The organism is Pseudobutyrivibrio sp. C4 (assembly GCF_900111635.1).
GTDB lineage: Bacteria > Bacillota > Clostridia > Lachnospirales > Lachnospiraceae > Pseudobutyrivibrio > Pseudobutyrivibrio ruminis.
The window spans coordinates 191,281-205,624 of sequence record NZ_FOHF01000001.1; the positions used below are offsets into that span (position 1 = coordinate 191,281).

Annotated in this window: 11 protein-coding genes; all 11 read left to right on the plus strand. The window is 38.9% G+C overall.

Annotation, left to right across the window (positions count from 1 at the left end; all coding sequences use genetic code 11):
- The first annotated feature begins 129 nt into the window (after nt 1-129).
- Nucleotides 130-495, plus strand: a complete 366-nt coding sequence (locus BMY66_RS00905) for a hypothetical protein (RefSeq protein WP_090393850.1) — start codon at nt 130-132, stop codon at nt 493-495.
- A complete protein-coding gene (locus BMY66_RS00910) occupies nt 470-1,117 on the plus strand; it encodes an epoxyqueuosine reductase QueH (RefSeq protein WP_044934782.1) in 648 nt (215 codons plus the stop codon). Before BMY66_RS00905 ends, BMY66_RS00910 begins: the two co-directional genes overlap by 26 nt.
- Before the next feature lie 2 nt (nt 1,118-1,119).
- Nucleotides 1,120-2,520, plus strand: coding sequence for an argininosuccinate lyase (gene argH / locus BMY66_RS00915; protein WP_090393851.1), 1,401 nt, complete (start codon nt 1,120-1,122; stop codon nt 2,518-2,520).
- Nucleotides 2,521-2,647: 127 nt separating this feature from the next.
- Nucleotides 2,648-3,733: an aspartate-semialdehyde dehydrogenase gene (gene asd, locus BMY66_RS00920; RefSeq protein WP_044934777.1), complete on the plus strand. Its 1,086-nt coding sequence runs from the start codon at nt 2,648-2,650 to the stop codon at nt 3,731-3,733.
- A gap of 176 nt (nt 3,734-3,909) precedes the next feature.
- Nucleotides 3,910-5,268 (plus strand): ATP-binding protein, encoded by a 1,359-nt coding sequence (locus BMY66_RS00925; protein ID WP_090393852.1) that lies wholly within the window; start codon nt 3,910-3,912, stop codon nt 5,266-5,268.
- 88 nt (nt 5,269-5,356) lie between these two features.
- Nucleotides 5,357-9,166, plus strand: coding sequence for a DNA topoisomerase III (locus tag BMY66_RS00930; RefSeq protein ID WP_177175549.1), 3,810 nt, complete (start codon nt 5,357-5,359; stop codon nt 9,164-9,166).
- 24 nt (nt 9,167-9,190) lie between these two features.
- The gene (locus BMY66_RS00935; protein ID WP_090393853.1) at nt 9,191-9,859 is read left to right on the plus strand and encodes an acyltransferase; all 669 of its coding nucleotides are present in this window, start codon (nt 9,191-9,193) and stop codon (nt 9,857-9,859) included.
- A 93-nt stretch (nt 9,860-9,952) separates the two neighbouring features.
- Nucleotides 9,953-11,074, plus strand: a complete 1,122-nt coding sequence (locus tag BMY66_RS00940) for an SPFH domain-containing protein (RefSeq protein ID WP_090393854.1) — start codon at nt 9,953-9,955, stop codon at nt 11,072-11,074.
- Nucleotides 11,075-11,089: 15 nt separating this feature from the next.
- On the plus strand, nt 11,090-12,742 hold the full coding sequence (locus BMY66_RS00945; protein WP_143064489.1) for a hypothetical protein: 1,653 nt from the start codon (nt 11,090-11,092) through the stop codon (nt 12,740-12,742).
- Entirely contained in the window at nt 12,729-13,484 is a 756-nt protein-coding gene (locus BMY66_RS13670; protein WP_090393856.1) for a TPM domain-containing protein, read from the plus strand. Before BMY66_RS00945 ends, BMY66_RS13670 begins: the two co-directional genes overlap by 14 nt.
- Before the next feature lie 159 nt (nt 13,485-13,643).
- Nucleotides 13,644-14,336, plus strand: coding sequence for an iron-sulfur cluster assembly scaffold protein (locus BMY66_RS00955; RefSeq protein WP_033154250.1), 693 nt, complete (start codon nt 13,644-13,646; stop codon nt 14,334-14,336).
- The last annotated feature ends 8 nt before the right edge of the window (nt 14,337-14,344 follow it).

Genomic DNA, 14,344 nt, shown 5'->3' on the forward strand with positions numbered 1-14,344 from the left:
CATGCGAGATTAAGTGTAATATATCGATTGGAAAAAATCAATTAAAAACTCAATTAAAATGTTGAGAAAATCAATATGTTTTATTATAATGACACATGTACCAAAATTTATTATTAGTGGGGATTTAAAATGGAAACTAAAAAGAAAAATTTACCTGCATTTAACATTAAGGAGTTCTTCTCAAAAGAAAATCTTCCTTTAATTACACTTATAGCCCTTGGAATTTTCGCAATTGTTGCTATCGTAGTTTCAATCGTTGCTTTCAAAATCAACGTGGTAGTAGCTTGCGTGATGGTTATTTTGGAGGCTGCTCTTGCTGCTTGCCTCAATAAAATTCCTATTTGGATTCATGGACTTGTCATCATTGCTCAGATTGTCTGCGGCATCATGGCATCTCAGGTACCTTTCATGATCCTTATGGCATGTGTTTATATATTTGCAATTGTTTTTTTATATATTTGGTCAAGTTATGATTCGTCAAAATTATCAAAATAAGCTAGATAAATTAATAGAGAACTTAGAAAAAGAAGGCCAAGTGCCTTCTTTATTGTTACATAGCTGTTGTGGGCCTTGTAGTAGCTACTGCATTGAGTATCTTTCACAGTATTTCAATGTTACTGTCTTTTACTACAACCCAAACATTTATCCAGATGAAGAGTATTATCATCGTGTAAAGGAGCAACAGCGTTTTATCAACGAATTTCCTACTAAGCATCCAGTTGCTTTTATCGAGGGTGATTACGACAAGGACAGCTTCTACGAAATCGCCAAAGGCCTTGAAAATGAGCCGGAAAAAGGTGCTAGATGCCACAAGTGTTATGATCTTCGTTTGAGACGTACTGCAATGGTTGCAAAAGAAAAAGGCTTTGACTTTTTCACAACAACGCTTACAATATCACCAATGAAAGATTCCCAGGTGCTTAATGAAATCGGCATGAAAATTGCCGAAGAGCTTGAGATACCTTGGCTTCCAAGTGATTTTAAAAAGAGGGAAGGGTATAAGCGAAGCACTGAGCTTTCAAAGGAATACGACATGTATAGGCAGGATTACTGCGGATGCGTCTATTCCTATAGAGACAGACAGTTACAGAAACAACAGGCAAGTATGGAGGATTAGTTATGGCGCAGTTATGGGGTGGAAGATTCACCAAGGCTACAGATCAAATTGTTTACGATTTCAATGCTTCTATCAATTTTGATAAAAAGCTTTTCGAGCAGGATGTAAGAGGCAGCAGAGCACATGTTACTATGTTGGCATCTGTTGGTGTTATCACAGATGATGAGAAAAATCAGATTCTTGCTGGTCTTGATGGAATCGAAGCTGATGTTAAGTCTGGTGCACTTCAGATAACATCTGAGTACGAGGACGTACACAGTTTTGTTGAAGCAAATCTGATTGATAGAATCGGAGATGCTGGAAAGAAGCTCCATACTGGACGTTCCAGAAATGACCAAGTTGCTCTTGATATGAAGCTCTACACAAGAGAGCAGGTCAACTCTACAGCCAAAGCGTTGGAACACCTTTTAAATACAATTCTTGGCATCATGGATGAAAACATCGACACTATCATGCCAGGCTTTACACATCTTCAAAAGGCTCAGCCAATCACTGTTGCCCATCATATGGGAGCCTACTTCGAGATGTTTAAAAGAGATGTTATGCGCTTAGCTTTCATCAACTCATCAATGTACACTTGTCCATTGGGCTCTGGCGCCTTGGCTGGCACCACATATCCTCTTGATAGAGATATGACAGCAAAGCTCCTTGGTTTTGAAATACCTACACTTAATTCGATGGACGGTGTTTCTGACAGAGATTATCTTATCGAGTTCTTATCAGCACTTTGTACTATCCAGATGCATCTTTCTCGTTTTTCAGAGGAAATCATTATCTGGAATAGTAATGAATATCGATTCATAGAGATCGATGATGCCTTCTCTACAGGAAGCTCTATCATGCCTCAGAAGAAGAACCCTGATATTGCTGAGCTTGTACGTGGAAAGACAGGTCGTGTTTATGGCGCTTTGATGTCCCTTCTTACTACAATGAAGGGCATACCTCTTGCTTACAACAAGGACATGCAGGAGGACAAGGAAATGTCCTTCGACGCTATGAAGACAGTTCAGGATTGCATAATACTTTTTGATGGTATGCTTTCTACAATCAAGTTCAATAAGGACGTGATGGCGAATAGCGCTAGAAACGGCTTTACAAATGCCACAGATGCGGCAGATTACCTTGTAAATAAGGGCGTACCTTTCAGAGATGCCCACGGCATAATCGGTCAAATCGTTTTGGCTTGCATCGACAAAGGGATTGCCATTGATGATATGTCTTTGGAGGAGCTTAGAAGCTATTCTGAAGCTTTCGATGAAGATATTTTCGATGCGATTTCTATGGAGACTTGCGTAAACAAGCGCCTTACAGTTGGTGCTCCAGGTCACGATGTTATGTTGGATGAAATCCAGTTATGTAAGGATTTTATGAAGAATATTCCAGAACATTTTAGTTTTGAGTAATAATTATGCAAGGAGTTGTTAAATTTGTTTAATTTCTCCTTGCATTTATTATATAGTTTGATTATAATCTAGTCTAATGACGGACATTTGTCCGCGACACAAATACAAAAGTAAGGAGAAGTTTGAAATGAGCGAGAAATTAAGAGTCGGAATTCTTGGTGGTACTGGTATGGTTGGTCAGAGATTTATTTCTCTACTTGAGAACCATCCATGGTTCGAGGTTACAACTATTGCAGCTTCACCACGTTCTGCGGGACAGCGTTATGAGGATGCAGTAGGTGGCAGATGGAAGATGGATACTCCAATGCCTGCAGCTGTAAAGGACATCATTGTAAAGAACGTTAATGAGGTTGAAGAAGTAGCTAAAGAAGTAGACTTCGTATTCTCTGCAGTTGATATGTCTAAGGATGAAATCAAGGCAATCGAAGAAGCTTACGCTAAAACTGAGACTCCAGTAGTTTCAAACAACTCAGCACATAGATGGACTCCAGATGTACCTATGGTTGTTCCAGAAATCAATCCTCAGCACATGGATGTTATCAAGTATCAGAAGGAAAGACTTGGTACAACTAGAGGATTCGTTGCAGTTAAGCCTAACTGCTCAATTCAGTCATATGCTCCAGTTCTTACAGCTTGGAAGGAATTCGAGCCATATGAGGTAGTTGTTACAACATATCAGGCTATTTCTGGTGCAGGTAAGACTTTCAAGGATTGGCCTGAGATGGAGCACAACATCATCCCATTTATCTCAGGAGAGGAAGAGAAGTCTGAGAAGGAGCCACTTAGAATTTGGGGCGAAATCAAGGACGGTGTTATCGTTCCAGCTGACGATGTAAAGATTACTAGCCAGTGCATCCGTGTTCCAGTTCTTAACGGACATACAGCAGCTGTATTTGTTAAGTTCAAAAAGCAGCCTACTAAGCAGCAGCTTATCGATGCAATCAACAACTTCTCTGGTGTACCACAGGAGCTTAAGCTTCCATCAGCACCAAAGCAGTTCATCCGTTACATGGAAGAGGACAACAGACCTCAGGTAGCACTTGATGTAGATTACGAAAATGGTATGGGCATCAATGTTGGCCGTCTTCGTGAGGATAGCATCTATGATTGGAAGTTCGTTGGATTGTCACACAATACAGTACGTGGTGCTGCAGGTGGTGCAGTTCTTTGTGCAGAGCTTCTTAAGGCACAGGGTTATATCACAGCTAAATAGTATAAAATCTGATTTTAAGGCAGGCACAGTTGTTAGTGCTTGCCTTTTTTATTGGATATAAATATATTTTATAAATTAAATTCAAATAAAATACTTTTTTAGTGTAGTCTGCTAAAGTGAATTGTGTTATTATAGTACTCGTACTTAGTGAATTGACGTTTTATTGGGAGAATAACATGACACGAAGCAACGAACTTAAGAAGCTAGAAACTATTTACCAAGAGAATAAAAGCAACCTTGTGCTTTTATATGGCAGACGTGGCTGCGGCTGTGAGTCCGTTTTAGATGAATTCACAACTGGCAAAGATTATTTATATTACCGTAGCCGTCAATGCTCAGATAACAAGCAGCTAAAGTATCTTAATGATCAGATGGCATCTGCGTACGATAAAAAGATGGAATCTGAATCTTTTGACGAGTGTTTCAAGAATTTCAAATCTAAAGATGGCTCTAAGCTTGTGTTTATTATTGATGAAGCTCAGTTTGCTATCAAGAAGAATAACGATTTGCTTTCAAGCCTTGTTTCTTTAAAGAATAGAAAGCTTTATCCTGGCAAGATCATGATTATTATTGCTAGTTCTTCGATAGTATGGTCTGAAAACACGTTTGTAGAATTCGCTGGAAATACCATTAATGAAATCGATGAGACTATCAAGCTTGAGAATCATTCATTCCTTGATATTGTCAGAGCTTTTCCAAATTACACTGTTGCTCAGTGCGTTAGCACATACGGTATCATCGGTGGTGTTTCTGATTACCTTGACAGATGGAATGGTAAAAAGAGCATTAAGGCAAATGTCTGTGAAAATATATTATCTCCAACAGGATTTCTTTACTCGGAGGCTGAGGGATATATTTCTTCAGAGCTTAGAGAATTATCTTGTTACAACACAATCTTAGGTTCAATTGCAGCTGGCAATGAAAAGCTTAATGATTTGTTTGAGGATACAGGATATTCAAGAGCTAAGATTTCTGTATATATGAAAAACTTGGCAGCATTTGATGTTATAGATAAAGTTGTTTCCTTTGAGACAGGCGGATGGGACAATACAAAAAAAGGTATTTACAGAATTGTTGAGCCTTACACAAATTTCTGGTTCACATTTGTATATCCTCATTTATCAGAGTTGATTTCACACACACCAGAAGCTTTCTATGACAAGTTTATTGCTCCAAGCTTGGATGAATACTTACAGAATTACTTCGTGGATGTATGTAGAGAATATTTACATCTATTAAATATGGTAGGGCAGCTACCAATCAAGCTAGTAAAAATTGGTACATGGCTTGGTAAAGAAGGAACAATTGATGTAATCGGTCAGAGTACAAACAGAGAAAATGTGGTTGGTATTTGCAACTGGACAGAGAAGACTATGGGATACGAAACATACGAAAAGCTTCTCGATTCTATGAAGCAAGCTCGTATCACTGCAAACACCATATTCCTTTTCTCAGCTACTAAGTTTGACAACAAATTAGTTGAGCTTTCAAAAGAAAATAAATCTGTTGTGTTGGTGGACATGACGGAGCTATAAAGTTATAATATTTAGAGCCCCTTGCCTTTGGCTAGGGGCTCTAAATATTATTAAAACTAAAATTAATTTTTACAAGGGAGTAATAAGTTTGGGCAAAAAATTGATTATCACTGAGAAACCGTCTGTTGCAAGAGACTTTGCAAGAGTGCTGAAGGTTTCCGGAAATCAAAACGGATTTATTGAGAATAATGAATATGTCATTAGCTGGTGCTATGGCCATTTGGTTCAGATGGTTTATCCAGAGGAGTATGACATTAAATATAAAAACTGGAATCTTGAGGATTTGCCATTTTTGCCTACTGAGTACAAGTATGGTGTTGTTGAATCTGCAAAGGATCAATACAAAGTAGTTAATGGCCTTTTGCACAGAGAGGATATTGATACTGTATATTGGGCAGGTGACTCGGGAAAAGAAGGACAGACAATTGAGGAAAACATCCGTAATTATGGTGGAGTTCGTGATGGCATGACAGAGCTTCGTGTTTGGATTGATTCACAGACTGATGATGAAATCCTGCGCGGTATTAATGAAGCAAAGCCAATGAGCGATTACGCAAAGCTTGGAGCTTCTGGTATTATGCGTACCATCGAGGATTACAGTCTTGGTATTAATTTTTCCCGTGCTTTATCTGTTAAATACGGCCGTTTGATAAACGATGCGGCAGCTACCACAAGCTATGCAGCAATTGCTATTGGTCGAGTTATGACTTGTGTGCTTGGTATGGTAGTTGAGAGAGAAAGAGAGATTCGTAATTTCAACGAGGATCCTTTCTTCAAAGTAGTTGGTAAGTTCTCAGACGTTAATTTCCCGGCTGAGTGGAAAGCTGTTGACGGATCCAAGTATTTTGAATCTCCTTTGTTGTATGGCGACAAGGGTAATGGCTTTAAAACAAAGGATAGTGCTCAAAAGTTAATAGACGATTTAACAAATGCAGAAGCCCAGGTTTCAGATAAGGAAACAGGTATTTCAAAGAAAAAAGCACCTTTGCTTTTCAACCTGGCTGAGCTTCAATCGGAGTGCTCTAAGCGCTTCAAGATTTCTCCGGCTCAAACCCTTGATATTATTCAGGAGCTTTACGAGAAAAAGTACACCACATATCCTCGTACAGACGCCAGAGTTCTTACAACAGCAGTTGCAAAGGAAATCAATAAAAACCTTAACAAGCTTCAGTCTTACGGACCTACTGCAAAGTATGTTCATGAGATTCTTGCAGATAGAAAATACATCGGCATTGAAAAGACCAGCTATACAGACGATAGCAAGGTTACTGATCACTATGCGATTATTCCTACCGGTCAGTGCAATGGAATAGAAAACCTTTCCCCTCTTAGTCAAAAGGTTTACGAGCTTATTGTTCGTCGTTTCCTTTCTATTTTCTATCCACCTGCAGAATACAAAAATGTAAAAATCACAGTTAAGATAGATTCTGAATGCTTCTTTGCTGGAGCAAAGCTGTTAGTAAAGCCAGGATACCTTGAAATTGCCGGCATCCCTAAGAATAAAAAGGATGATGCAGGGGAATCTGATGATGAGAACGAAGAGGCAGAGGACGATTTCTCTAAAGAGAAGTTTGCTGCCTTTGTAGAGCAGGTTAATATCGGAGATTCCATCAATGTAAATGGCTTCGAGTTAAAGGAAGGAAAGACTTCTCCACCTAAGAGATATACATCTGGTTCCTTGATTCTTGCAATGGAAAATGCAGGAAAGCTGATTGAGGACGAGGAGCTTCGAGAGCAGATTAAGACTACTGGTATTGGAACATCTGCTACACGAGGCGAAATACTTGAAAAGCTTGTTCGAATCGGATATCTCAATCAAAACAATAAGACTCAGGTCATCACACCTGAACGCTTGGGCGAGATGATTTACGAGGTAGTTCTTTTGACTACACCATCTCTTTTAAAGCCAGAGCAGACAGCTAACTGGGAAAAGGGATTGGAAGGAATTATTAATGGTTCTGTAGAGTTCGATGATTATCGTAAAGAGCTTGAGGACTATATCCGTACTGAAACAAAGAGTATGATAGATTCCGACCTGACTCAGACTATTGCTCTTAATATTAATCAGTTCACTGGTAAGGATTCTAAGGGCCTTGCTACAAGAAAGCCTCTTGGAATTAATTGTCCAGCATGTGGTGGCGAGCTTACCACTACATCATTTGGATATGGCTGCAGTAACTACACTAACGATGAAATTAAATGTAGATTTAGTATCGGTCAGATTGCTGGAGTTGACTTGCCTGAGGAGCAGTTTAGAAAGCTCATCCTTGAGGGTAAGACAGATTTAATAGAAGGATTTAAGAGTAAATCCAACAAGCCTTTCAAATCTGTGCTAAAGCTAGGCAAAAACGAAGACGGAGAATTCAACGTTAGCTTCGATTTCTCTGAAACACCTACTGAGTATGTTGAGGATTTGAAATGTCCTGTTTGTGGTGGAAGAATTGCAAAGACTGGTTACGGCTTCGCATGTGAACATCGTTTCCAGGAGGAGAACCAGTGCTATTTCTCTGTTGGTGAAATTGCTGGCAGAAAGATTTCACTGGAAGAACTTACAACTCTTCTTAATAATGGAATTACTGATGTGCTTACTGGTTTCAAGTCAAAGACTAATCAGAAGTTCAGCGCTAAGATTCAATTAAAAGAAAACGAAGAGGGCAAGAAGGTACTTAGCTTTAACTTTGATGGAATTGAGGCTGAAAAGCTTCCAGATGTTAAATGTCCTGATTGCGGCGGAGATATTCTTGTTCGTCCTAGCGGATATGGCTGTGCAAATTTTAATGCCCAGGATGAAAACTCATGTAAGTTCTATATAGGAAAGACAATTGCAGGAAAGAATATCAGCTCGCAGGTTGTTACCGAGATTCTTAAAGAAGGAAAGTCAGATACACTTAGAGGCTTTAAGGGCAAGACTGGAAAGAAGTTTGACGCAAGGCTTGTTCTTAAAAAGAATGAGGAGACAGGCCGTACAGAGCTAGTATTTGATTTCGATGATGTGGCTCCTAACTATTTGGCAGATGTGGTTTGTCCTGATTGCGGCAATAAAATCATAAAGACAAACTTCGGTTTTGCTTGTGAAAAGTACTTTGATAAAGAGAATAAATGTAATTTTGTCATAGGAGAGATTGCTTCTAAAAAGATTGGCGATGGTGATGTGAAAGAGCTTCTTACAGAAGGACACACCAAAACTATTCGTGGCTTCAAAGGCAAATCAGGTAAGAAGTTTGATGCCTGCCTTGTCCTTAAGAAAAACGAAGAAGGCAAATCTGAGGTAACCTTTGATTTTGACAATGTAGAAGCAAAGGATATTAAGGATGTAGTTTGTCCTGTATGTGGAGGCAAAGTGGTTGTTACTCCGTTTGGTTACGGATGCAGCAATTACAAAAAGGACGATCCTGAGAATTCATGCGGCTTTAATATTGGACAGATTGCTGGCGTTAAGCTTAAAGAAGCTCAGGTAAAGGAGCTTTTAAAGGATGGCATCACATCTACAATATCTGGATTCAAGTCTAAGAAGGGAACAAAGTTTGATGCGAAGCTTGCTTTAAATAAAGATGAAACTGGTAAAGTATCTGGCATCAAGTTTGTATTCGAAGACGAAGAAAAGGTAATGGAAGGTTTGAAATGTCCTAAATGTGGGGAGCCTATTTTAAAGAATCACTTTGGCTACAGATGTAAGAATAACATCAGGGACAACGTAGACAGCTGTCAGTTTTATGTAGGCAAGGTCGCCGGCGTAGATATCCCAGAAGACCAATTCAAAAAGCTTATCCTGGAAAAGAAAACTGATGTTATATCTGGCTTTTTGAGTAAAAAAGGTTTATTCTTTGATGCGAGACTTAAGCTCAATGACGAATGTAGAACAGAGTTTGAGTTTGATAATTATTCAGATGCAAAGTAATTTACATACAAGAAAGGGAACATTATGGAACAGACAAAAATTAAATCTATGTATAATTTAGATGAAACTATCGCTAAAAACTTGTTTGATGGAAAGGAATATCCATGGGAGGTTCTTCCAGAGATTTCTGAGTTCATCAAAAAGCTTGGCCCAACTCTTGATCCTGAGAAGTTCGAGAAAAGAGGAGAGGATGTTTGGGTAGCTAAGTCAGCTAAGGTTTTTGATTCTGCATATCTAAACGGACCTCTTATCATTGATGAGGATGCTGAGGTTCGTCAGTGCGCTTTTATTAGAGGTTCAGCTATCGTTGGAAAGAACTGCGTAGTTGGTAACTCTACAGAGCTTAAAAACGTTGTTCTTTTTAACAACGTACAGGTACCTCATTACAACTATGTTGGTGATTCAGTTCTTGGTTACAAGTCTCATATGGGGGCTGGTTCAATCACATCAAATGTAAAGCAGGATAAGACTCTTGTTGTTGTAAAATCACGCGATGGAGAGAAAATTGAAACAGGATTAAAGAAATTTGGAGCCATGCTTGGAGACAATGTAGAGGTTGGATGTAACTCAGTTCTTAACCCTGGTACAGTAGTTTGCCCTCGTTCAAATGTTTACCCACTTTCTTCTGTAAGAGGAGTTGTTGAGGCAGACAGTATTTTCAAGAGCCAGGACAACATCGTTAAGAAAAACTAAAAAAATGAAATTTTTTAAGACCCGTTCTTTAAAGAATGGGTCTTTTTTGTTAAACTAATAAAAGATTATTTTTTTAGGGAGGATTTATAAAAAATGGGACTTATTCAAGCAGTAAAAGGCTCAGTGTCTGGTGAGCTTGCAAATCAGTGGAAAGAATTATTCGTATCTGATTCAATGTCATCAGATGTACTTGTTAAAAGAGCTGTTCACAAGATGACAGGCCGCGGTACAAATACTCAGGGAGATGTTGATGTTGTTTCACATGGCTCTGCAATCATTGTAAACGAAGGTCAGTGTGCTCTTTTAGTTGATAGCGGAAGAATTATCGATGTTGCTGCAGAGGCAGGTGCATATGAATGGGAGGATAATGGTTCTGCTTCTATTTTTGCAGGTGACTTTATCGATGTATTTAAGGAATTCGGACGTAGATTTACATTTGCCGGCGAGAAGCCAGTTCAGCAGAGAGTGTATTTTGTTAATACAAAGGATATTGTTGGTTTGAAGTTCGGTACACCATCACCAATTCCTTTCAGAATTCTTGATAACAACATTGGATTAGATTTAGATACAACACTTAAGCTTAACGGTAACTACAGCATGAGAGTATCTGATCCTACTCAGCTTTATGTTAACCTTGCAGGTAACGTAAAGAACGAATACACAGTTGACGATATTCAGGATCAGCTTCGTGCTACATTTATCCAGGCTCTTCAGCCAGCACTTGGCAAGCTTACAGCGCTTGGCGTTAGACCTTCAGGTATTCCTGCTTATACAAAGGAAATATCTGAGGCTATGAGTGATGAGCTTGATCAGGAATGGACAGATAAGTACGGTCTTGCAATTACATCTGTTCAGATTCTTACAACAGTTATTCCTGACAAGGACGCTGATTTACTTAGAGAACTTCAGAAGTCTGGTGCACTTCGTTCACAGGCTATGGCAGGTGCAACACTTGTACAGGCTCAGGCAGAGGCAATGAAGACAGCAGCTGGCAATGCAAACGGTGCAGCTATGGGATTCTTTGGTATGAACATGGCTATGCAGGCAGGTGGTGCAAATGCAGCTGATTTATTAAATGCAGGTGCTGCAGGCCAGCCTCAGGCTGCTCCAGTTCAGGACGCAGCTGCAGCACAGCCAGGTAGATGGTTCTGTCCAAATTGTGGCAATGAAAACTACGGCAATTTCTGCGTAAATTGCGGAACTAAGAGACCATAGGAAGGAAGTTGAAAAATGGCTACAATGTTCCCTTGCCCATGTTGTGGAGGGCAACTGAAGTTTTCGCCAGAACGTATGCAAATGCTTTGTAGCTCTTGCGGTCAGTATACAGATCCAAGAGCATACAAAGGTAATGATATTGAAAATGAGGCAGGTATAAATACTACAATTTATACCTGTCCTAATTGTGCTGGGGAAATTCAGGTAATAGATAACGATGGTATGGAGTTTTGTCCATACTGCGGTACTCAGACTACCATGCAGGAGCACTTTTCTAAAAGTGGTGTTCCTAAATATATTCTTCCTTTTAATCTCACAAAAAAGGAAGCTCGTGAAAAATATCTAGAGGAAGTTAAACATATTCATTTTGTCCCTGATGGATTAAATATCGATGACAATATTGATAAGCTTGTTGGACTTTATACTCCATATTATCTCTATGATTATTCGTCAGATGGTGATGTTTCATTTGTTGGTAAAAAAACATCTACTAGTGGAGATTATGAGGTTACAAAAGAAACCCAGTTTAATGTTAGGGTTGACGTGGATGATATGAAGGTTCCATTTGATGCATCACAGACATTCGACGACAATGTTTCTGGCTCAATCAATCCATTTCCACTTAATGAATTGGAAAAGTTTAATCCAAACTTTTTAGCAGGATTTTTCGTTGAAAATTCTACTGTTGATAAGGAAATCTATGTTGAGGACGCATTAGAGGAAGCTAAGAACTCACTTTGTAACAAAGTTAAAGCTAAAGCAGATGGATATGATTTGACTAGCAGAGAAGATGAAAGAATTCATAATGATGTTGCTTCGAAGCTACAGTATAAGGGATGTGAAGGAGCATATCTTCCTGTATATTTCATGACTACACGTAATTACGATAGAGTTTCATATTCTGTAATCAATGGAGCTTCAGGTGCTGTTTATTCTGATATGCCTATCGATAAAAGAAAGATGTATGCTGCAGCTATAGGCGCATCATTTGCTATTTTTGCTGTTCTTTTTGTACTCAGTTTAACCTTTAGTTTCACTTATCGCATAAAGAATCTTTGCGGGTTTGCTGCGCTTGTTTCTTCATTTATAGCATACTATGGTGCAAAGATTGCAGATGGTGTCTATAGACGTGACAATCATCTTGATGATAAGGGTTATTTTGCCAGCAAGGATGTTGTTACTAGCAATAATATAAAGCCAATTAAAAAGAAAGCGAAAAAGAAGATTACTAAATCATCAACAAAGGCAGCACTTTCCGGTGCTGGAGCCGTTGTTTTATTTTTGATTTTAAAGGGCGGATATGCATTTATTATAGCAGGCATACTTTATGTTATTGAGAATGGTAGAGTTGTTTCAAATGTTCTTAATGTTATTCTGATGTTAGCTATGTATATTTCTAGTTTTGTATTCATTATTAAAGGCTTTAATGCAGTTAAAAAGGGACAGAAGACAGTTCTTATGCTAGGCACATTTGGATGGATTGCTGCAATTCTTATAAGAATAATCAACCTTCCAAACGACATAATCTATTACATAGCTTTAGCTATCGTGTTCGCAATTATCGTCTTTACGATTGACTGTACTGTTAAAGAGTACAACAGACTTGCAACGCGTCCATCACCACAGTTTTTGAAGAAGGGAGGTAAGCTTGAAAATGCGAAAGGCTAAATATTTCATTTTCTTATTTTTAGTATGCTTGCTACTTCCTATTCGTGCTGAAGCTAAATCAAATGTAACTATTATCGATGATGCATATTTGCTTAGCGATGATGAATATGATGAGCTTGAAGAATATCTGGATTCTTTGGATAGCAGCTACAATTATGTGGTTGCTACTACGGATGAGTCTAATTATGGGCAAGATGAAGATTCTATTCTTTTTGATTTCTATACTGAAAATTACAACTCAAGAGAGGATGGAGTCGCTTTCTTGATTGATATGTACCATCGAGAGTTATATTTATCAGGATATGGAAAGGCTCAATACGAGATAAAAAGTGCAGATGCATATGATATTACAGATAATGTTTATAGATATGCGTCAAATGAAGAGTACTATGAATGCATTTATTCTGTTTTTGAGCAGTGCAATACATTGATTAATGATGGAATGATTCTTAGACCAATGAGACTTATAGTTACAGCACTAGTTTCTATAATTCTTGGATTCTTACTTGTATTCTTAAAAGCAGTAAGAGAGAGAGCAAGGGTTCAGACATTTACTCCTGCAGAATTGCTTCTAATTGGAGCTTCCATTGCAGGAACATCTACTGTACTAAATACAACTCGTAGAAAAATTGCATCAGCTGGAAGCTCATACCACGGTGGTGGCGGTGGATTTTCTGGCGGTGGCGGCGGTTTTTCCGGCGGTGGTGGCGGTGGCCATTCAGGTGGAGGCCACAGCTTCTAAATATTTAGATAATATTTTAACGAAAATACAAAAGAATACTTTACTAAAGCCACAGAAAGTGAGAAAATGTAATCAATAACGCGTTTCTATGCGTTTATATAATTAGGTCATTAATGTAGGTAGCAGTATATTAATGGAATTATAGAAAGGAGTTCTACAATGATTTACACAAAAGAAGTAGAAAACATGTGTCCTGTAGCAAAGGGCGCAAAGCATGAACCAGCTCCTATCCCTGAAGAGGGAAAATGGGTACACGCTAAGCAGATTTCTGATATTAGCGGTTTCACACACGGTGTTGGCTGGTGTGCTCCACAGCAGGGTGCCTGCAAATTATCTTTAAATGTTAAGAATGGTGTTATCGAGGAAGCACTTGTTGAGACAATTGGTTGCTCAGGTATGACACATTCAGCAGCTATGGCTGCAGAGATTCTTCAGGGAAAGACAATCCTTGAGGCTCTTAATACAGACCTTGTTTGCGATGCTATCAACACAGCTATGAGAGAGCTTTTCCTTCAGATCGTTTACGGACGTACACAGTCTGCATTCTCTGATGACGGACTTGCAATCGGTGCTGGTCTTGAGGATCTTGGAAAGGGTCTTCGTTCACAGGTTGGTACAATGTACGCAACAAAGGAAAAGGGTGTTCGTTACCTTGAAATGGCTGAAGGCTATGTAACAGGTATCGCACTTGATGATGATAACGAAGTTATCGGATATCAGTTTGTTTCTCTTGGAAAGATGACAGACTTCATTAAGAAGGGTGATGATCCTAACACAGCATGGGAAAAGGCAAAGGGCCAGTACGGTCGTGTTGACGATGCTGCTAAGATTATCGATCCACGTCAGGAATAATATAGGAA

Bases quoted from the DNA above. Each gene is read 5' to 3' on its own strand.
- BMY66_RS00945 (WP_143064489.1), top strand. From the start codon at position 11,090: ATGGCTACAATGTTCCCTTGCCCATGTTGTGGAGGGCAACTGAAGTTT.
- BMY66_RS00955 (WP_033154250.1), top strand. From the start codon at position 13,644: ATGATTTACACAAAAGAAGTAGAAAACATGTGTCCTGTAGCAAAGGGC.
- argH (WP_090393851.1), top strand. From the start codon at position 1,120: ATGGCGCAGTTATGGGGTGGAAGATTCACCAAGGCTACAGATCAAATT.
- BMY66_RS00910 (WP_044934782.1), top strand. From the start codon at position 470: ATGATTCGTCAAAATTATCAAAATAAGCTAGATAAATTAATAGAGAAC.
- BMY66_RS13670 (WP_090393856.1), top strand. From the start codon at position 12,729: ATGCGAAAGGCTAAATATTTCATTTTCTTATTTTTAGTATGCTTGCTA.
- BMY66_RS00925 (WP_090393852.1), top strand. From the start codon at position 3,910: ATGACACGAAGCAACGAACTTAAGAAGCTAGAAACTATTTACCAAGAG.
- asd (WP_044934777.1), top strand. From the start codon at position 2,648: ATGAGCGAGAAATTAAGAGTCGGAATTCTTGGTGGTACTGGTATGGTT.
- BMY66_RS00905 (WP_090393850.1), top strand. From the start codon at position 130: ATGGAAACTAAAAAGAAAAATTTACCTGCATTTAACATTAAGGAGTTC.
- BMY66_RS00935 (WP_090393853.1), top strand. From the start codon at position 9,191: ATGGAACAGACAAAAATTAAATCTATGTATAATTTAGATGAAACTATC.
- BMY66_RS00940 (WP_090393854.1), top strand. From the start codon at position 9,953: ATGGGACTTATTCAAGCAGTAAAAGGCTCAGTGTCTGGTGAGCTTGCA.